Origin of the sequence: Xenorhabdus szentirmaii DSM 16338 (assembly GCF_002632585.1) — a bacterium.
GTDB classification, from domain to species: domain Bacteria; phylum Pseudomonadota; class Gammaproteobacteria; order Enterobacterales; family Enterobacteriaceae; genus Xenorhabdus; species Xenorhabdus szentirmaii.
Genome location: NZ_NIBV01000002.1, coordinates 1987168 through 2009030 on the forward strand (window position 1 = coordinate 1987168; position 21863 = coordinate 2009030).

The following is a 21863-nucleotide window of genomic DNA, read 5'->3' on the forward strand; positions in this document are numbered from 1 at the left end:
AAATAACGACTGAACAAGTGGCTGTCTCAGCAGCCACTTGTTCGGTAACGATTTAACCTAAACTCTGTTTAAGCAGAGCAATTTCCCGATCACATAAATCTAAGCTCGGCTTTTTCGGTTGGAACGTATACACTTCACCTCTCAATTTTGGGGAATGCGAACATTGTGGCAACCGGTGGTTTTGATGGAGTTGATAAAAGCAATACCCTGTGATTTTTCTTTACGTGAAGAAAAGAACGTGAAGATCAGGCACTGCATTCCTTTCTTCTTTTTTCTTTTCTTTTCTTTCTTATCCAGAGTTCAGATTAAATTAGTAAATAAATAAAAAAAAATACATTAAAATATGTATAAATGAAGTCAATTCATTGAATATGAAAAAGAATAAAGGAAGTTTATTCAAGGAATAAAATCAACAGTCATTTTATGAAATAGACTCCATTGTCCTTTTTTTTATACTTTTAATTCTCCACTTACCTTATTTAAGGAAATATCATGGATATATTATTTTATAATAGCTCAGATGTGCTTATGTTCATCGCAGCTGGGGGACATAAATCCTCACATCCTCCATACGAGGACAGTACATACATCCATTCAGGAGCATGGGGAACTCTCCATATAACAAGTCCTACTATAGAATATCTTGAAGCCTCTGTATTTAGAAATGAAGTTAAATTAAGTATGATTTTTTACAGAAATTCTGATAAAAAAAATTACCCTGAAATAAACGAGTTGTTAAATTATAAAAAATTCTCAATTAATTACAATAAAGAAATCCAAATTGGAAATAAACTATTTAAATATTATCAGATTTCTATAATTCCGATACTTTAAAAAACACAACCTATAGGAATCCATAAAATGCCCACACAAATCATATACAATAGAACTAATTTTGATTTTAAAATCAAAATATATACAAACATGGAAGAAGTTAAACCACACTTAGAAAGCGATTTACCTAAAAATCATTATATTATCTTGCCGTTCCCTGCAGACAATTCCAAGGTAATGACAGGAATAACTCTTTCGAGTTATCCAACTGGAATGGAGTTGAAATATTTTACATCAACCATAGAGAGTGACAGTATTTTTAGAATACTTCAAAAACCTTTGTTATATATTTATCAAACGAATATAGATGAACCTAACAACCCTGTATTTTCTTTTTATTTATCTTATTCAGCTACTTCTTAACCTCATCATATTTTAAAGTGATTTTAAGGTTTAAAAAATAATGGATCACTGGAATTTTACCTGACAATATTAATAACATGTTAACATTGATTAAAATCCTTAACCATATAATGGAGTGATAACATTATCTATCGCTCCATTAAAATAAAACTTTAGCGCATATCCTATGCACAACCTAATTTTAATACATTAACTTTTTGATTATCACCCTTCATGTGGCAAACAACAAAAAAACATCACCATAAGATAAAAACCCCACAATAAATCCCTGGTGTCTTGAATGTGCTATCTGGGAAACATTTTTCAATTGAATATTGACGGTTTCTATTAAAGACCGTTTTATTAACAGGTTCGCGGCCATCTGCATTTTCCGGAGTTAATTTAACGGATAAAAGCTCACTACAATTATTAATGACCAAATGAATTTTAAAACTCCTATGCTGGTTTTCCCCCGTTAGGCGACGCCATCAGTTGCATGAAGGCAGTAAAAGACTTCTCCACTCCTCCATTGACAAAATTTAGTGAGAATCCACCAATGAAAAAGATTCAACTTTCATTAATTTTAATAAAACTCAGGTTCGCCTAATAAATTCAATTATATCTCTATTCAATGGGTTCCAAGTTGCTACTTTATTCTCTATTTCCAGGGGGCTTATTTTTCTTACTGACGTGCAGCAACTTGAAATCCATTAAGCATATTAATTTGCCATTTATTTCTGAATCCTGCGTTGTTCCCTGTATTTCCGCGTTCGCCATAAAATTTCCAATATGACAAACCACAATGGTGTGCCATAGAGTGCAATGCGAGTATCATAATCAAATATCATAATCACAACGGTAAAGGCAAAAAATACCAAGGTGCACCATGTCATGGGGATGCCCATCGGCATTTTATAAATAGAAGTTTTATGCAGGTCAGGACGCTTTTTGCGGTACGCCAGATAAGCAAGCAATATCATGCACCAGCTGTAAATAACCATGATGGCTGCCACGGTTGAAACAATGGTAAATAACTTCATGACATCAGGAATAATAAACAGCAGGAATACACCGCTTACCATGCAGATCACGGAAAATATCAGGCTGACAACAGGAACGGCACTGCTCGCAGAGAGCTGGCTAAATTTGTGATGAGCCAATTTCTCGGTCGACAAACCATACAGCATTCGGGTACAGGCATATAACCCGCTATTTGCCGAAGACATCGCCGATGTCAGCGCCACAAAGTTAATGATAGCTGCAGCAGCCGGTAGCCCAGCGAGTGCAAACAGTGTCACGAACGGGCTGACATCCGGCGAAATATGCGGCCATGATGTCACGGCAATAATGCACATCATGGAAAGTACGTAAAAAATAATGATCCTGATGGGAATGCTGTTAATGGCTTTGGGTAAGATTTTCTCCGGCTCTTTGGTTTCAGCCGTGACGGTGCCAACCAGTTCAATACCCGTAAAGGAGAAAATAGCAATCTGGAATCCGGCAAAAAAACCAAATACCCCATTTGGCAGGAATACATCGGGCTCCGTCAAATGACGTACAGAAGCTGTCACGCCATTGGGTGAAGTCCATCCCACAAATACCATCCCGATACCAACGATAATCAAGGCAACAATCGCCACCACTTTTATCATGGCAAACCAGAATTCGGCTTCACCAAATAGACGCACTGAGAAAAAGTTACACAAGCACATTAACCCAAGAATAGACAGTGCCGTTAACCAGAGATAACTGTCGGGAAACCAATACTGGATATAACCGCCACAGACCACGACATCCGCGATGCAACTGACTATCCAGCTCATCCAGTAAGTCCAGCCTAAAAAATAACTGGCTTTATCGCCAAGATAATCAGCAACGAAATCAGCAAACGTCCGATAATCCAATTTGGTCAGCAACAGTTCTCCCATTGCCCTCATCACCATGAACGCAAAAAAACCAATCAGCAAATAAGTCAGGATAATTGAAGTTCCTGATACAGCGATTGTTTTCCCCGTCCCCATAAACAATCCGGTACCAATGGCCCCGCCAATGGCAATCAACTGAATATGACGTTTACCTAATCCACGATGAAGTTTTTGTGCACCTGAGGATTGTTCCACAGGTGTTTCTAATGATTTCATCATCAATGACCTCTACGGTTTTCTTTTTATATACCCGCCGTCTTTCAGGTTGCCGCTTGCTTGATTGGCGGCAACCTGACTTCATGCGGTATATGAATTGATTATGTTAATTGCGCCAGCAATAGACCCGCCCGCAGCCCAATAGCAACACGGGCATTAGGGAACAGAATAAAGTTTGCAGTAGATGTGATTTTCCAGGATTGGTTTTGTTGGCTGGCAATTTCAAAACCTTCCGGTAATTCAGTAAAGTTTTTAGTATCCTCTGGAATATGAAGCTGAAAGCTGTTGTGTTGTTTAATAATGGAATCAACAACATGATAGCGTTTAAGGGCCGGTTTATTTCGTTTGATGGAACACGAACCGGCAACCAAATCCTGTAGGGCAGAAGTGATATTGCTGAATCTGGTCAGGTCGTTCTGCCCGAACGGAAGCGCCTTACCTATTTCCAGCGTACAGCTGTCGGTGTTGAAGTGTTCACTGGTAAAATGGCTGAATGTGCCACCCGGTGAATTATGGAAAACCACTGCATCAAGGTCACTGTTTTCCAGCCAGTGCAGGAAATCAGCCGCATATTCACGCGATTGATATGGCAGCAACGCAAATTGTTCATGACAGGAACCCCGAATTGCAGTATGCAGATCAAGGTGCCTGTGCTTTGTTGAAGCCATGACAGCAGGTTCACTGAAAAACCGGCGAATAACCGTTTCCAGCGCCATGGCGCGGTGTGTTTCATTTCCCGGCGGGAAATTCTGGTGGCGGCCACCAAACATGCGGTTGAGGTCGTTATCAAGATACCGTTTTCCCTCACGCATGGCTGGCAGGTTACCGAAAATCAGCAGGAGGTTATGCTGTAACGGAAGTGTTCCCTGCACCAGTTGCGCCAATAGCTGGAGAAGTATTTCCACGGGTGCGGTTTCGTTGCCATGTATTCCTGCGGAAATAATCAGCGTTTCTTGTGCTGTTTTTTGAGGAAAGAGCTGCAATATTCCCTCAGCCAACCATGATGATTTGATGGTTGACGGAAAATGCAAGGTTTCCTCAAGTTCGTTTTCAAGCAATAAGGTCAATAAATCCATCTTATCTCCTGATTAACGCTGGAACTCGTAGAGCGAACCGAGATTGAGGATCTGCGTCAGTTCATCAAGGGCAGAATAGACTTCATTCAATAATTGAGGGTCCGCCAGATCCGCCATATACAAAGAGTCACGATAGTGGTGTTCTACCCATGAAACCAGACGCTGATACAGTTCAGGTGTCATCAGGGTTGCCGGATTTACCGCCGCCAACTCTTTTTCATTCAGAACAACCCTGAGCCGCAGGCAGGCAGGCCCACCACCATTGCGCATACTTTCACGCAAATCAAAGAAATGGAGTTTATTGATGGGAGAATTCCCTTCCGTGACCAAACGTTGCAAATAGTCCGAGACATTTTGGTTCTGGCGACACTCTTCCGGCAAAATCAGCATCATGTTGCCGCCAGGCTGACTCAACAATTGGCTGTTAAACAGGTAGGATTCGACCGCATCTTTAATGGAGACTTGCTCTGTCGGGACTTTGATGGCAACCAGAGTTTGCCCGAGCCGGGCCATTTTTTCCCTCAATTCGGCCAATACTGATTGTTGGCTAAGGAAAGCCTGCTGATGATGAAAAAAGACGTTGCGGTTACTGACAGAAATAACATCGTTATGAAACACACCGCAGTCGATGGCAACAGGGTTTTGCTGGGCAAACACAGTTCGGGAATCATCAAGTTGATGCAGTCGGGCGATGGCCTGACTGGCTTCCAACGTCTGCCGGGCCGGGTAACGGGTGGGAGTAACACCTTCATGCAAGACTTTGCGCCCATAGACAAATAATTGTACGCCGGCTTCACCATATTCATTACAAAAACGATTATGATTAGCCGCACCTTCATCCCCCCAGTCAGCGTGTTGCGGCAAAGGATCATGGTGGGCAAAATAATCCTCTCCAGGAAAAGTGGCTTTCAGCGCCCGCGAAGTGGTGACACTTTCCAATGAACGATGCAATTTATTATTCAGGTTTGCTACCGTGAAATGAATGCGCTTGTCTGCACTGTCAGCCGAAGGTGAAATTGTTGCGGCATTTGCTGTCCACATAGAGGATGCCGAGCTGAGGTAAGACAGTAATGACGGTGAATATCGCGCCACCTTGTTTAATACTTGTTCATCACTGCCCGTAAATCCTAACTGCCGCAATGCAGGAAGATTGGGGCGCGGCTGTGGGGGCAAAACCCCCTGCACCAGCCCCATATCAGACAACGCCTTCATTTTCATCAACCCCTGAAGTGCGGCTTTGCGGGGATTGGATTCCTGTCCCTTGTGGTTCATGGCAGCTTCATTGCCGGTTGATAACCCGGCATAATTGTGAGTCATGCCCACCAAACCATCAAAATTTGCTTCAATTCCCGACATAATCACCTCAGACATCCTATTTATTAATGGAAAAGATCAATACCGCACAAAATTAATTAAGGCCGAAAAAAATCAAGGCCCGGCGCCGGTGTTTCAGGTAACACCACATTATCTGCCGTCAGAGAAGCCATCGGCCATGCGCAATAATCTGCGGCATAATAAGCGCTGGGGCGGTGATTGCCCGACGCTCCTATGCCCCCGAAAGGCGCTTTACTGGATGCCCCTGTTAATGGTTTATTCCAATTCACAATTCCTGCTCGCGCTTCCTGCAATAATTTGTCGAACAAAGCACCGTCAGGAGAGATCAAACCTGACGCCAACCCGAACCGTGTATCGTTTGCAATGGAAATGGCTTCATCAAACGTGTCATAGCGCCTTAATGTCAGCAGAGGGCCAAAATATTCTTCATCAGGAACATCTTTGGCATCAGTCAAATCAATAATGCCGGGAGTCATAAAGGTTGAGCGGGGATCAGGCTGTGTCAGTGTGAGCAGCGGAACACCGCCCAATGCCAGCAAGTTAGATTGAGCTTCCAGCAAATTTTCTGCGGCAGCCAACGAAATCACACCGCCCATAAACGGCTGGGGTTCTGCATTCCAGTGTGCCGGAACAATCCGGCGTGCCGCTTCGAGCAATCGCTGTATCAACGCATCCCCTTTTTCCCCTTGTTTCACCAGCAACCTGCGGGCACAGGTACAACGTTGCCCTGCGGAGATAAACGCTGACTGGATGACGGTGTAAACCGCGGCATCAAGATCATCATAATCATCCACAATAAGCGCGTTGTTGCCGCCCATTTCCAACGCCAGCATTTTCTCTGGCTGCCCTGCCAGTACACGGTGGAAATGAAATCCTGTTGCGGCACTGCCCGTAAACAACACACCATCAATTTCACGGCTGTCCAGTAGTGCGCCCCCGGTTTCCCTGCCTCCCTGAACCAGATTCAGCACACCAGCTGGCAGCCCTGCTTTCTCCCATAATTCCACCGTTTTTTCTGCCGTGACCGGCGTCAGTTCACTGGGTTTAAATACCAGCGTATTGCCGGCAATCAACGCAGGAACAATATGCCCGTTCGGTAAGTGCCCGGGGAAATTATAGGGGCCAAAGATTGCCATGACGCCATGGGGACGGTGCTGCAATATTGCCTTACCATCTGGCATAGCGGTTTCTGTATAGCCTGTGCGCTGTTCCCACGCTTCAATGGAAATGGCAATTTTACCAACCATGGATTGCACTTCTGTCCGGGTTTCCCACAGCGGTTTACTGGTTTCTTCGCTGATCACACGGGCGATGTTCTCTTTTTCCTGAGCCAGTAAATCAGCAAATGCCTGAATAATCGCAATGCGTTGCCCGACAGGCAATCTGGACCACGCCGGAAAAGCCTTGCGGGCAGATTGACAGGCTTCATCCACCTGATGGGAAGAAGCCCCGTTTGCCTGCCAGAGAACCTGTTGATCAACCGGAGAATATTTAATGACAGGCTGCCCCTGACCTGCTATCCACTCCCCACCAATGAAATTTGCTTGATGATTCATTATGAAAACTCCCAGCCATTAAAAACGTTAGTTGTAAAAGCCCTTAAGAAAAAAGAGAAACAAAGCGTACCGGCTCGCCATCATTCACATGGAGTGCATCCATTTCTGCGGGAGTCAGCCGCAATTCATCGCCGTCCATAGGATCTGAAATGTTCAGGAGAATGGCTTTGAAATCCTGAAAATGCAGATTGGAAACGAGGCACTGCACTCCATCTTCCGTTCGGGAAACATGGTCACTTTTTTTGGCATGGATAATCCGACTGGCTTTGACTGTGCGCACATTGTCAATTTCTGCATCCAAGATGGCCCCGGCATCAAAAATATCGACCGTATCGTGATAGGCAAATCCCTCTTTTTCCAGAATGATGCGGGCAGGCAACGTATTTTTATGCACCTGGCCTATAGCCTGACGCGCCTCTTCCGGCAGTAAAGGAACATAAATCGGATGGTACGGCATAAGTTCTGCAATAAATGTTTTGGAGCCGGTCACGGTCAAATAATCCGCTTCAGAAAAAGGCACATTGAAAAAGTGTTGCCCAAGCGCATTCCAGAACGGAGATTCACCTTGCGAATTCGCAACACCGCGCATTTCCGCGAAAATGGTTTTAGAGAAAAGATGCCGGAATGCAGAAATAAACAAAAAACGACTTCTGGAAAGAAAAAGGCCGTTGCGCCCTTTTTGGTATTCAGGATCAAGGAACAACGTACACAATTCACTGCATCCGGTGTAATCCTGCTCGACATTTAATATTTCAAAAGCGTTATAAACGCCGAGTTCACGCGAAGCACGTACCAATTTTTGCACGCGGAAGTTATAGAACGGTTCTTCCAGTCCAACGGCTACTTCCAACGCACTGACACCAACAACACGATGCTTTTCAGTATCCTCCAAGGTAAACAAAAAACCTTGTTGCGCTCGCCCCTTTTCATCGTTGAAAGAATCAATGCTGCGTGAAATCCGTGCCGCCAGATACTCCTGATTATTTGGTAACGTTGTCAGGCCAACGCCAGCACGGGACGAAAGATTGAGGATATCCCCTAAATCTTTATGTTGAACGGGTCTAAATAGCATCATGGTATCTCACCTCAACTTATTTTTATTCCTGGACAAACCGCTTGAGGGCTTTTTCAAGACACATGAAACCGTCATCAATATCCTGTTGTGAGATGTTTAAAGCCGGGGCGAAACGTAATACATCGGGGCCTGCGATCAGCGCAATCAATCCTTCTTCTGCGGCAAGATTAGTCAGGGTTTTCGCTTTGCCCTGGTATTTCTCAGCCAGCTCAGCCCCCAGCAATAACCCCTTGCCACGTATTTCACTGAATGCCTGATAGCGTTCATTCAATACAACCATTCTTTGAATAAATTCATGGTGGCGTTCTTGCACCCCAGCCAAGAATTCTTTCTGATTCACCAGTTCAACAACTTTGCCACCAACCGCGGCTGCCAGCGGGTTGCCACCAAATGTTGTGCCGTGTGTTCCCGGTTGGAAAGATTCTGCGACATGCTGTTTGACTAACATAGCCCCAATCGGAAAACCACCGCCCAACCCTTTGGCACTGGTTAAAATATCCGGCTCAACCCCTGTTTCTTCATAGGCATATAAATACCCTGTCCGCCCGATACCCGTTTGGATCTCATCAAAAATCAGTAATGCATGGTGTTGATCACATAATTCCCGCAATGCTTTCAAAAACTCGGGGTCCGCGGGGATTACCCCTCCTTCACCAATGATGGGTTCAACAATGACAGCACAGGTTTTTTCTGAAATATGGGCTTTGATCGCATCAATGTTGTTATAGGGAAGATGGGCAATTTCTTGCGGTAATGGTGCAAAATCTTGAGAATATTTGGGTTGACCGCCAACAGTTACAGTGAATAGTGTGCGTCCATGGAAAGAGTTTTCGAATGAAATAATTTCGTTTTTATGGCTGCCGTATTTATCCAATGCGTATTTTCTGGCAATTTTCAATGCAGCTTCATTTGCTTCCGCCCCAGAGTTACAGAAAAAAACTTTATCTGCAAAAGTACTTTCGACCAGATTTTTTGCCAGCTTTAACACCGGTTCATTGGTATAGCCATTACCAATATGCCATAAGTTTTCCATTTGCGAACTCAGTGCATTTTTTAACTCATCATTGGCATGGCCCAATGAATTAACGGCGATTCCCCCTGCAAAATCAACATACTCTTTACCTTCCTGATCCCAGACACGAGAGCCTTTGCCCTTCACAGGGATGAAACTTGCGGGTGAAAAACAAGGCACCATGTATTGATCAAAGAGATTTCTTTTTATCACGTCTGACATTACTTTTTCCTCAAATAATTAAGCGATGAGAAGGAAGACAAATCCACATACCATTGAATTTAATTTCAAATAAACAGATTAATTTAATTATCTATTTATTTATTATTCCTTCTTTGTTTCCAATGACATTATCTATATATCTTTCTCATATGCCTTTGATTAGTTATTGACCTCATAATCTCTTTGGGTTTTAACAAAGTCAACACGAGAAAGTCACAATTGATTTACTTTATGATGTTTTTCACAATTTATAAAATTGTTTCAACACCTAATTTATGCATCATTTATGCATAAAAAAATAAATAAAATGAGTGACGAAGATAGAATACAACGAAAATTAGGTAATATCGTTCAATAGTTATTCACAGGCCATGAGTTTCAGTTATGGTTATGATCTCAAAAATACGTTTGCAATTAACAACTTTTAGCCTAAATAGAAATAATAATAATTAAAATCAATAAGTTAAAAATATAATTATCAAGAAAGTCTATTAGGGCATTCATTATGTATTCAATCTGTTGAGTAAATATCCACCGACGAAAAACCGGCTCCCTGGCAACAGATCATAAGCTTTGAGATCATCAGTACACCAAAACTCAACATTGATGTTCCCAAAAGTAAAGATATGTGCGCCATTCGTCGTAGCAAGACTGCCAAGATATCGGCAAACAGGCGATGCTTATTGCTTAATATTCTTCGTACCGAAATCAGTGCAAAAATGCATCGGATAAAAAACAAACACGGCCAATATGAAAAATAAGCATTTGGGAAAGTTTTAGTTGCCGGTTTTAGATATTAAGCGAGAATGAAATGTAGAAATAGATATTCTCACTCTAAATAACGTTTAATATAAAATGAAAAAAACGCATTTTAGTAACACCAATTAAAATAAAAAATATCTAATCGTTAAATTTTAATTTAATTATCTCAGGCAACCTTATATTTGTTGCCTGTGTGCATCTTAATAACAGAAACTATTTTGGTAACATACAAAAGACATTCAATTTATTACCATCCAGATCTCTGAAATAACCTACATAGAAACCATACTCTCCACGAGGACCCGGTTTTCCCTCATCTGTTGCCCCAAGAGCAATAGCTTTATTATATATTTGATCAACTTTTTCTCGACTATCGACATTGAGCGCGATCATTCCCCCATTCCCCACTGTTGCTGGGTTGCCATCAAACGGCTTAATAATGCACAGATTTGTTACATTAGAATTTGGTCCCCAAGCAATAAAGGTGGGTGTTTCCATGACACGCTGAGCGCCCAATTCAGCAAGTAGCTCATCGTAGAATTTAGTGGCCCGGGGAAAATCATTCGTACCCAACGTGATATAACCAATCATTGTTACCCCTTATATTCTATTTTTACAAATATCAAAAATGAGTTTATGGGTGATAACCCAAAATCGCAATTAATTGAACAGATAATTTATAAAATGTTATGAATTCTATTTTTCCAGCTATTTTTTTGGTTACCGAACAGCTATTTAAACAGTACAAGAATAAATAATAACCCTCATCAAAAGACGCTTATGATATAATTAATACCTGTAATTAAATAAGGTGATCATATACATATTGAAATAAGTTTCATTACAATTATATTTATTAATATTGCCGTGCTATAAATCACGCTTGCAGTTTGAACAGAAAAAAACAACCATAATAGATTGTGTAGACAGATATATGAATTCTCATATCAATTATAACCTTCGACAATGGCTTGTTTTTTATGACTCTAATAGCTTATTTATATCGTCAATCTTGGATATTGCTGCTGGTATCGACAATAAGCGCATTAATTAGTGGATTTGCCGGTGCTTCGATAGTAGGGATGATAAGTCAGGGCGTAACAGAACAAATTACCCTAACTTCGTTTCTTTTCAGTTTTTTTGGCATTTGTTTTATTTTTTTTATTACAAAGACTATCTCAGAAATTACATTATCTCATTTAGCTCAAGCGACTATTTTTTCATTGCGTCTGAGTTTAAGTAATAAAATATTACGGGCCCCACTCAAAAAACTACATAAACTTGGGCGACACGGGTTGTTGGCTGTATTAACCAAAGATGTTGATGTATTTGTACACTCTTTCATGCTTGCACCCAGCGTATTTGGCAATATCACACTTATTTTTGCCTGCTTCGGTTATTTGGCCTGGATATCCTGGTCACTGTTTGTCATCCTCGCGGTATGCAGCCTTCTTTTTATGTATCTTTTTTACCTATGGGAAAAACACCCACTGCATTTGATGACACAAATGCGTGATCAGGTAGATAAAATATACCTGAATTTCCAAAGCCTGATTGATGGCAGCAAAGAATTGCAACTCAATAAACAAAAAGGCAATCTTTTTATCAGCAAAGTCATTGCCCCGGCTGCCGAAACTTTTCAGAAAATTTGTATTAAAGCAAACTCTAACTATGCATGGCTGATTAATGCCAGTTCTGTCACATTTTATATCATTATTGGTGTCATTGTCTTTGTCGTTCCAATCTGGCTTCCGCAAGAGCCTTCAACCCTTTTTACCGTTTCACTGCTCGTTCTCTTTTTGTCTGGCCCTATCAGCGAAGTCATTGGTGCGATCCCTGAATTAAGGGAAGCGGAGGTTTCACTCAATAAAATGCGCCGTCTTGATGATGAGCTGGAAAAGGCGATATCAACGCAAACGGAAGAGGCTAACCCATTCTACAACCAGAATCCGATAGAACTTGAATTGAAAAATGTTGTCCACCATTACATGACGGATAAAGAGGATCGCCAGTTTGCACTTGGCCCCTTGAGCCTAAAAATATCGCAGGGGGAAATTGTTTTTATCGTCGGGGGTAATGGTAGCGGTAAAACCACACTCGCCATGTTGCTTGTTGGTTTGTTTGAACAAGAATCCGGTTCTATTTCACTGAATGGGGTCAAGGTAACCTCCAGCAATAATGAACATTACCGCCAATTCTTCTCTGCCGTTTTTTCTGATTATCATTTATTCGAGCAATTACTCAACACTGATAAGAATGTAACTGAAAAAGCAACGCATTATATTGAATCATTGAATATGGCCCATAAAGTCAAAATCGTTGATGGGGGATTTTCCACAACTAATCTTTCCGCGGGCCAACGAAAACGTCTGGCTTTAGTGTCAGCGTATTTGGAAGATCGCCCTATTTATCTATTTGATGAGTGGGCAGCAGACCAAGATCCCGTATTTAAACGTTTATTCTATACCGAATTACTGCCTGAATTAAAAGCCAATGGCAAAACCGTTATTATTATCAGTCATGACGACGCTTACTTTGATATTGCAGACCGCATTATTAAATTGGAAGATGGTAATATTAAAGAAATAAATAATAAAATGCATTAATCTATTTAAAAAGTGAAATGCTGTTCATCACAAAGAGCCTAATAATACAGGCTCTTGTTTAACTCTATATATCAACTGAACCTTAGTTCTTGAAATATAACATGAATGAAAAACCTCCATAGCTAATAAAATTTAACACATAATACCCATAATAAAATTAGATATATCAGGGACACATTATTAGAAATGTATAATAAAATAATTTAATGTAAGATTATCTAATATCGCAAAAATACTTAACGCTGCTCAGGTATGAAATGGCGTTAAGTAACGTATTTAAAAATGAGGCCATTCTTTTTCATTGGAATGGCTAGCTATTTTTATGTCGTTTGTCCCGAGTATAAAAATAACTCTGATTAATAGAAATAGGTGAGCAATCTATTTCGACGGATTATTTTTTCTTGATCTAAATCTAAGTGTGATTTTTTGTTTTATCAGTTCTCAAGTTTTTATTTTTAATGTACCCATAAAAAGGGAGCTATAGAATGAATTACCCTGAAAAGTTGAAATCATTTCCTTTATCGGAAGCGCAAAGCAGTCGCTGGTTTCAATATCAAATCGACCCTGATAAGCGTGGTCAGAATAATAGTGCATTTTGTGCTCGCATTAAAGGATTAACACCTGAGCACCTGGAAAATGCCCTCAATAAATTGGTGCGAAGACACCCTATGCTACGGGCAAGTTTTGGGCTCGATAACGGAGAGCTTCGCTATTGCATAGCAGACAGCTGTAAAATCACACTTACCGTACATGATGCCCGACATCTCAGTGAAGAAGCCCTTCAACAACGTGTCCAGAATGATTGCTGGCATCTGTTTGATCCGGAACATCCACTGCGGGTTTATGCCAGTTGGTATCAATGCAACCCGCAAGAAAGCGTGATAATGCTGACTTTTGACCATATGTCTGTTGATGGCTGGTCTTATTGGATATTGCTGGATGAGCTGGGTTCACTGCTTTGCGGCAAACCTCTGGAGCCTGGATCAGAAAATAGCTTCAACGATTATGTGGAATGGCAACAAAAATGGTTAAAAAGTGCCGGCGCTAAAAAACAGCAACAATATTGGCAAGATACATTGGCAGGCGATTTAGCCGTATCACAATGGCCGCCTAAAAACAGCGCCCGGCCCGCGGCAGGGAAAGTGGCTTTAACCAACATTCTTCATCAGTCACTGTCACAGAAACTGCAAGCGATGGCCCTTAAGTATGATAACAGTCTGTTTGCCATCTGGCTCGCGGCATACCAGATCCTGCTCGGCCATTATACGGAACAGGACGACATTATTGTCGGTTCTATTATGCCGGGAAGGGGCCGTGCCCGCTGGGGAAAATTGGTCGGGGAATTTATCAATCCAATCGCCTTACGCAGCCAGCTTGATGGCAATATGACCGTTCAGCAGCATATCTCACAAGCAGTGAAAACTATCCGTCAGGGTATTGAAAATCAAAAGTACCCATTCACTAAGGTATTGGAGCAACTGCAATTACAACGCAGTACAACCATTCATCCTGTTTTCCAAACCGCCATGATATTCCAAAAAGCCAGATATATCGGCGACCTGACTGCTCTGTGGATGGCAGGGGATCAGGATATTACGGTGCAGTGGGGAAATGCGGAGCTGCGACCTTTTCCTTATCCTTTCTATGCCGATATCCCCGTTCCGTTAATGGTGAATATCCTGGAATCCGGCGATCAGATTGGCTGCGACTTTTATTATGATACCGCGGTATTTGACCGTGAATTCATCTCCCAGCTCATGCAAAACCTCACCACGGTGCTGGAAAAAATGGCAGATGATGAACAACAGCAGGTTAATCGTTTACCTGTTATGGATGAACAGGCCCGTCAGCAAATGCTTTGTGATTTCAACAAAACACACCAGCCTTTCCCACAAGAAGTTCTGATCCACCAATTAATCGAACAGCAAGCAGAGCAATGCCCTACAGCAACAGCAATACTCTTTGACAATGCACAACTCAGCTATGCCGAGTTGAATCAACGCGCCAATCAACTGGCTCATGCCCTTGTCAACGCAGGTGTTCGCCCGGATGATCGCGTTGCCATTTGCATGGAGCGCAGTCTGGATATGGTCATCAGCCTGCTGGGTATTCTGAAAGCCGGAGGCGCTTATGTCCCGCTCGACCCCGAATACCCCACAGACAGGCTCGCTTATATCTTGTCAGACAGCAGCCCGGTGGTTCTTCTGACCCATTACGATTTACAGGAACAATTGCCTGCCACCGATATTCCTGTCTGGATTCTGGACAATTCCGTTGAACAAGACAACATCAGCCGTCGGCCCAGTGAAAATCCCAATCCCGAACTTTTAGGGCTGACATCCCGTCATTTGGCCTATGTTCTTTATACTTCCGGCTCGACAGGTTTGCCTAAAGGGGTGATGGTAGAACATATCAACGTGGTCAATCTGCTTCTCTCAATGCAGAAGATATTGTGCATCACTTCTGATGATACGATGCTTGCCTCGACAACCATCGGTTTCGATATTGCGGGCCTGGAACTCTATCTCCCTTTGCTCAGCGGAAACCGTATCGTTCTGGCTCCCTCCATGGCGGCTAAAGATCCCCATAAACTGGCAACATTAATCACAACACACAATATTAAAATCGTGCAGGCAACCCCTTCTGCTTGGCGAATGTTGCTCGATTCCGGCTGGGCTGGTGCAAATATCAAGGCCATCAGTGGCGGAGAAGCGCTGCCTTACGAACTTGCCCAACGCTTAAAAGAAAAAACGCGCAGTCTTTGGAATCTGTACGGGCCAACGGAAACAACGATCTGGTCAACTGCATCCCATGATCTGCTGATGAAACAGAAAAACGAACTCCCCCAATTTCAAATAACGGTTGGCCGACCAATCGCCAATACCCAAATTTACATACTGGATAAACACAACCAACCCGTTCCCATCGGGAAAACTGGAGAAATCCACATCGGAGGAGCCGGTGTTGCCCGAGGTTACCTCAATCGCCCGGAACTGACAGCAGAGCGTTTTATCGACGATCCATTCAGTGAACACCCTGATGCCCGCCTGTATAAAACCGGTGATTTGGGGCGTTGGCTACCTGATGGCAGCATCGCTTATCAGGGACGCAATGATTTTCAGGTAAAAATTCGGGGATTGCGCATTGAACTGGGGGAAATCGAAACCCGCCTGACTCAATGTGCAGATATTCGTGAAGCCGTCGTTGTTGCCCGTGAAAGCGGGGTTGGTGATACACGTCTGGTTGCCTACATCATTCCGCATCAAGGCTGTTTCCCGGGCATTGCTCAACTGCGTGAGCAACTCAGCAAAACACTTGCCGATTACATGGTCCCGAGTGCTTTTGTGATGATGGAAACTTTCCCTCTCACGCCGAATGGCAAACTCGATCGCAAGGCATTGCCTGCCCCTGATCACTCCGCTATGTCCACCCGTGAATATGCAGCGCCTGAAAGTGAAACCGAAGAACAATTGGCGGCTATCTGGCAAACACTGCTGGAGCTGGATCGGATAAGCCGTTATGACAACTTCTTCGAGTTGGGGGGGCATTCTCTGTTACTGCTACAGCTACAGTCGCAGATAAAACAAACATTTGATGTTGAATTATCGATTCATCAGCTGTTTTCCCATTCTACTCTCTACCAGCTTGAAGAATGCATTGTCGACTCTCTCTTGCTGCAATTTGATCCAGAGTCTCTACAGGATATTTATAAATCAATTAATTAGAGTTTCATTTACTTTGTTTTGAGTGGTGATAATCAAATGAATAATAACGAGCTTTCATCTCTATCATTAGCTGAACGCAGAAGACTACTTGAGTTAGCCAAATCAGCAAAATTGCCCCGCCAGTCTGCCCGGAAAACAGAAATCACACCACAATCACGTGATAATGGCGTGCCATTGTCCTGGTCACAGCAACGCCTGTGGTTTCTCGCCCAATTAGATCCCGCCGCACAAACCGCATACCATATGTCAATCGGTCTGAACCTGAAAGGCCAGTTAAATCGGGATGCCTTGCAGGCCGCGTTGGATACTATTGTGGCACGCCATGAAATTATGCGTACAACTATTTCGACTTCGACAGAAACGCTCGGTGCAAAAGATGTTGAAACGGTAGAAGACGAAGCACAGCAACTCATTGGCAGTAAAGATTGTCGTTTTTCCCTGATACAAGAAGATCTCAGGCAATTATTTTCAGAACAGAAAGAGAATCCTGAAGCCTTGCAAGCGGCCATTGAAAATGCCGCCTACCTTGAAGCAACCCGCCCCTTTGATTTTACCCATGGCCCATTGGCAAGAGGGCGGTTGCTCACACTGGCCGAAGATCAGCATATCCTGCTGTTAACCCAGCATCACATCATTTCTGACGGCTGGTCAGTGAATCTGCTGATGCATGAGTTATCCACGCTATATCACGCATTCAGTCAGGGATTGCCAGACCCGCTGCCCGCCCTGCCGGTTCAATATGCAGATTATGTGATTTGGCAGAGAAGCGGGCCACAAAGAAAGGTACTGGAAAAACAGATTGATTTCTGGCGTCACACCCTACAGGAAGCTCCCGCAGTTCTGGAACTTCCCACCGACCGGCCCCGCCCGGCAAAACAAAGCTATGCCGGCGACCGGATTAAGCTGGCATTCCCTCCTGCATTATATGCGGGTTTAAAAAACCTCAGCCAACGTCACGGTACAACCCTGTTCATGACATTGCTGGCAGGGTGGTCCACGCTGCTATCCCGCCTCAGCGGTCAGGACGATATTGTTACCGGAACCCCTATCGCCAATCGCCGGCAACCTGAATTAGCCTCGCTGATGGGTTTCTTTGCCAATACATTGGCCCTGAGGGTGCAATTACACACAAATCCCACCGTCAGCGAACTCTTGGCACAGGTCAGGAAACAATCCATTGATGCCTTTTCCCATCAGGATCTCCCGTTTGAACAATTGGTCGAAATTCTGAAACCCTCGCGCAGTCTGAGCCACAGCCCCATTTTTCAGGTCATGCTGTCACTGGAGAATCTTCCCGGACAACGACAATTTGAATTACCGGGTCTGAGGCTGGAAGAACGCCCGGCAATCAGGGAAAGTGCTTATTTCGACCTGACATTAACACTGAATGAGATTGAAAATGGCTTGGCGGGTGAGCTGGAATATGCCCGTGATTTGTTCGATCACGCCACAATTGAACGCATGGTCAGTCACTTATATACCTTACTGGCAGCAATGGTGGCTGATGATACCCAACGGGTGACTGAGCTGCCGCTGATGACGCCACAACAACGCCAGCAGTTATTGGTGGATTTTAACCATACCGCCCTGCCGTGCCCGCAGGATAAGCTGATTCACCAATTGCTTGAGCAACAGGCAGATTGCCAACCTGATGCCATTGCGCTGGTCTGGCAAGATATTCAATTCAGTTATGCCGAACTGAACCGGCGTGCCAACCAGCTGGCCCATTACCTGATTGCCTCTGGCGTGCGCCCCGATGACCGCGTGGCCATTTGTGCCGACCGCAGCCCGGACATGATTATTGGCATGTATGGCATTCTGAAAGCGGGGGCGGGTTATGTGCCCCTTGACCCGGAATACCCCGCGGAGCGCCTGAGGTATCAGCTGACAGACAGCAACCCCGCGCTCTTGCTGACCCAACCTCATTTACAGGACAAACTGGCGATACACGCTGTCCCCGTTTTCTTGCTGGATGATGACACCCGGCGCAACACGCTTGCCCGGCAACCGGACCACAACCCGGATGCCGGCCAGTGGGGGCTTCAGCCACACCATCTGGCCTATATTATTTACACCTCCGGCTCCACCGGGCAGCCCAAGGGGGTGATGCTGGAGCACCGCAATGTGGTGAGCTTTATCCACGCCCAGCATCACATCAGTGCCCCCCAACCGGGGGATCGCATCCTGCAATTTGCCACCATGGCGTTCGATACCTCGGTGTCAGATATTTTCCCGACCCTGGCCGCGGGCGCCACGCTGGTGCTGCGCCCGCCCCATCTTCGCGTTCCCGATGCCGCGTTTGTTGCGTACCTGACGCAGCAACAAATTACCGTCATCGATTTGCCCACCGCGTTCTGGCATCACTGGGGGCAGGAAATGAAAGCGGGCCGGGTCGGGTTCAGCCCGCACCTGCGCACCCTGATTGTCGGCGGGGAGAAGGCCGAGTTCCGCCACCTGACGGAGTGGCAAGCCTTGCCTGACACCCGCGCCTGCCGCTGGATCAATACCTACGGTCCCACCGAGGCCACGGTCATCGCCACTCACCTGACTCTCGACAACCGCCCCTACCCGGTTCCCGGGATCGTTCCGATTGGCCGGCCCAATGCCAATACCCGCATTTATATTCTGGACCCCCACGGGCAGCCGGTGCCCCCCGGCGTCAGCGGGGAAATTCATATCGGGGGGGCGGGCGTGGCCCGCGGTTACCTGCACCAGCCGGCGCTCACCGCGGAGAAATTTATTGCCGATCCGTTCAGTGACCAGGCCGGTGCACGCATGTATAAAAGCGGGGATCTGGGACGCTGGCTGCCCGACGGCAACATTGACTACCTCGGCCGCAATGATTTTCAGGTCAAGATCCGGGGATTCCGCATTGAACCGGGGGAAATTGAGGCACAGCTGGCGGCCTGTGACGGCGTTCAGGATGCCGTTGTGGTTGCCCGTGAAGGGGATAACGGGGACAAGCGCCTGATTGCCTACCTGATCCCCCAACCCGGCGCGGTGCTGACACCGGTCCGGCTGCGGGAACAACTGAGCGCCTGCCTGATGGAGCACATGCTGCCCGGCGCCTTTGTCATGCTGGCGGCGTTTCCGCTGACCGCCAGCGGCAAGCTGGATCGCCGGGCGCTGCCCGCCCCGGACAGCACGGCCCTTGCCAGCCACGCGTATGAAGCCCCGCAGGGGGAAATGGAGCAGGTGCTGGCCGCCCTCTGGCAATCCCTGCTGGGGCTGGAACAGGTGGGCCGCCACGATAATTTCTTTGCGCTGGGCGGCCACTCGCTGCTGACGGTACAGGTGGCGGCCCGCCTGCGCCAGCAGCACCATCTTCAGGTGGAGTTGCAGGATCTGTTCACATGGCCGGTGTTGTCCGAGCTGGCCCGCGCACTGGACGCAAACCGTTCACCGGCCCAGCCGGCCATTCGCCCCGCCCGCCGGGATCAGCCCCTGCCCCTGTCCAGCGCCCAGCAGCGCCTGTGGTTTCTGGCGCAACTAGATCCGGCCGCCCAGACCGCCTACCACATTGCCGGCGGGTTGCACCTGAAAGGTCCCCTGAACACAGACGCCCTGCAAGCCACGCTGGACAGGATAGTGGCACGCCATGAAATTCTGCGCACTACCCTCCGCGAAGTGGATGGGCATGCCGAACAAATCATTGCCCCTGCCGAACAGGGCCTTAACTTAACCACGCAGGACCTCCGTTCACTGACGGCGGCAGAAAAGCAGGCGGCCATGGAAGACGCGATCCGACATGAACACAGCCACCCCTTTGATTTTGCCGCCGAGCCGCTGATCCGAGGCCAACTGCTGAAACTGGCCGGGGATGAACACGTGATCCTGCTCACGCAGCACCATATGGTGTCGGATGGCTGGTCACTGAATATCCTGATACACGAACTGACAACCCTGTACGCGGCATTCAGTCAGGGCCAGCCCGATCCGCTGCCGGCCCTGCCCGTGCAGTATGCTGACTATGCGCTGTGGCAACGGACGGGGTTACAAGGCGAGAGGCTGGAAAAACAGGTGAATTTCTGGCGCCACGCCCTGCACGGGGCACCCGCCTTGCTTGAATTGCCGACGGACAGGGCGCGGCCTGCGGTACAGAGCTATCAGGGGGATCAGGTTGCCTTTACCTTGTCCCCTGCACTGAGCCGTGACCTGAAAGCCCTGGGCCAGCGGCACGGCGCAACACTTTTCATGACATTGACCGCCGCGTGGTCTGTCCTGCTTTCCCGCCTCAGCGGCCAAACCGACATTGTCATCGGCACCCCCATCGCTAACCGGCAGCACAGTGAACTGGAGCCGCTCATCGGTTTCTTCGCCAATACGTTGGCGCTCAGGATCAGGCTGGACGATAACCCCACCGTCGGGGCATTGCTGGCGCAGGTGAAAGCCCATGCCCAGGCGGCCTATGCCCATCAGGATCTGCCCTTTGAACAGCTGGTCGAGGCGTTGCAGCCGCCCCGCAGCCTGAGCCACAGCCCCATTTTTCAGGTGATGCTGGCCCTGGACAATACTCCCCAGCAACACGTGCTTGAACTTGGGGAGCTGGTGCTGGAAGCGCTGCCATCCGGCCGAAAAAACACCCATTTCGACCTGTCCCTGTCCCTGAACGAAACCCCGCAAGGGCTGGCCGGTGAACTGGAATATGCCAGCGACCTTTTCGAGCGGGCCAGCATTGAGCGCTTGGCCGGCTACCTGCAAACCCTGCTGGCGGCCATGGTGGATGATGATTCAAGGCCGGTGGAAACGTTGCCGCTCCTGCAATCCCATCAGCGCCAGCAGTTATTGGTGGATTTTAACCATACCGCCCTGCCGTGCCCGCAGGATAAGCTGATTCACCAATTGCTTGAGCAACAGGCAGATTGCCAACCTGATGCCATTGCGCTGGTCTGGCAAGATATTCAATTCAGTTATGCCGAACTGAACCGGCGTGCCAACCAGCTGGCCCATTACCTGATTGCCTCTGGCGTGCGCCCCGATGACCGCGTGGCCATTTGTGCCGACCGCAGCCCGGACATGATTATTGGCATGTATGGCATTCTGAAAGCGGGGGCAGGTTATGTGCCCCTCGACCCGGAATACCCCGCTGAGCGCCTGATGTATCAGCTGACAGACAGCAACCCCGCGCTCTTGCTGACCCAATCTCATTTGCAGGACAAACTGGCGATACACGCTGT

General features: G+C 46.2%; 12 protein-coding genes and 2 pseudogenes. 5 read left to right on the plus strand and 9 right to left on the minus strand.

Annotation, left to right across the window (positions count from 1 at the left end):
• Positions 1 to 144: 144 nt before the first annotated feature.
• Positions 145 to 237, minus strand: a pseudogene (locus Xsze_RS23390) (IS982 family transposase); the annotation flags it as partial.
• A gap of 255 nt (positions 238 to 492) precedes the next feature.
• Here Xsze_RS23390 and Xsze_RS18185 point away from each other — a divergent pair.
• Entirely contained in the window at positions 493 to 834 is a 342-nt protein-coding gene (locus Xsze_RS18185) for a hypothetical protein (protein ID WP_038237137.1), read from the plus strand.
• 27 nt (positions 835 to 861) lie between these two features.
• A complete protein-coding gene (locus Xsze_RS18190; RefSeq protein WP_038237139.1) occupies positions 862 to 1197 on the plus strand; it encodes a hypothetical protein in 336 nt (111 codons plus the stop codon).
• A 247-nt stretch (positions 1198 to 1444) separates the two neighbouring features.
• On the opposite strand, the pseudogene Xsze_RS22870 reads toward Xsze_RS18190, so the two are convergent.
• The 8 genes and pseudogenes from Xsze_RS22870 to Xsze_RS18230 form a co-directional block, all read right to left on the minus strand.
• Positions 1445 to 1546 (minus strand): annotated as a pseudogene (locus tag Xsze_RS22870) (transposase); the annotation flags it as partial.
• A 361-nt stretch (positions 1547 to 1907) separates the two neighbouring features.
• Positions 1908 to 3320 carry an amino acid permease gene (locus Xsze_RS18200; RefSeq protein WP_038237141.1) on the minus strand — a complete coding sequence of 471 codons (1413 nt, stop codon included), beginning with the start codon at positions 3318 to 3320 and terminating at the stop codon, positions 1908 to 1910.
• 98 nt (positions 3321 to 3418) lie between these two features.
• Positions 3419 to 4393 carry a succinylglutamate desuccinylase gene (gene astE / locus Xsze_RS18205; RefSeq protein ID WP_038237144.1) on the minus strand — a complete coding sequence of 325 codons (975 nt, stop codon included), beginning with the start codon at positions 4391 to 4393 and terminating at the stop codon, positions 3419 to 3421.
• 12 nt (positions 4394 to 4405) lie between these two features.
• Positions 4406 to 5749, minus strand: a complete 1344-nt coding sequence (gene astB / locus Xsze_RS18210; protein WP_038237148.1) for an N-succinylarginine dihydrolase — start codon at positions 5747 to 5749, stop codon at positions 4406 to 4408.
• A gap of 56 nt (positions 5750 to 5805) precedes the next feature.
• Positions 5806 to 7284: a succinylglutamate-semialdehyde dehydrogenase gene (astD, locus tag Xsze_RS18215; protein ID WP_038237150.1), complete on the minus strand. Its 1479-nt coding sequence runs from the start codon at positions 7282 to 7284 to the stop codon at positions 5806 to 5808.
• Positions 7285 to 7327: 43 nt separating this feature from the next.
• Positions 7328 to 8359: an arginine N-succinyltransferase gene (astA, locus tag Xsze_RS18220; RefSeq protein WP_038237154.1), complete on the minus strand. Its 1032-nt coding sequence runs from the start codon at positions 8357 to 8359 to the stop codon at positions 7328 to 7330.
• Positions 8360 to 8381: 22 nt separating this feature from the next.
• Positions 8382 to 9593 (minus strand): aspartate aminotransferase family protein, encoded by a 1212-nt coding sequence (locus Xsze_RS18225; protein WP_038237156.1) that lies wholly within the window; start codon positions 9591 to 9593, stop codon positions 8382 to 8384.
• Between the two features lie 975 nt (positions 9594 to 10568).
• Positions 10569 to 10946, minus strand: a complete 378-nt coding sequence (locus tag Xsze_RS18230; RefSeq protein ID WP_038237158.1) for a VOC family protein — start codon at positions 10944 to 10946, stop codon at positions 10569 to 10571.
• 389 nt (positions 10947 to 11335) lie between these two features.
• On the opposite strand from Xsze_RS18230, the gene Xsze_RS18235 reads away from it, so the two are divergent.
• The 3 genes from Xsze_RS18235 to Xsze_RS18245 all read left to right on the plus strand — a co-directional run.
• Positions 11336 to 12961 carry a cyclic peptide export ABC transporter gene (locus tag Xsze_RS18235; RefSeq protein ID WP_038237160.1) on the plus strand — a complete coding sequence of 542 codons (1626 nt, stop codon included), beginning with the start codon at positions 11336 to 11338 and terminating at the stop codon, positions 12959 to 12961.
• Between the two features lie 485 nt (positions 12962 to 13446).
• On the plus strand, positions 13447 to 16686 hold the full coding sequence (locus tag Xsze_RS18240; RefSeq protein WP_038237162.1) for a non-ribosomal peptide synthetase: 3240 nt from the start codon (positions 13447 to 13449) through the stop codon (positions 16684 to 16686).
• 36 nt (positions 16687 to 16722) lie between these two features.
• The coding region (locus Xsze_RS18245) for a non-ribosomal peptide synthetase (RefSeq protein WP_143707587.1) at positions 16723 to 21863 on the plus strand (5141 nt) is incomplete at its 3' end.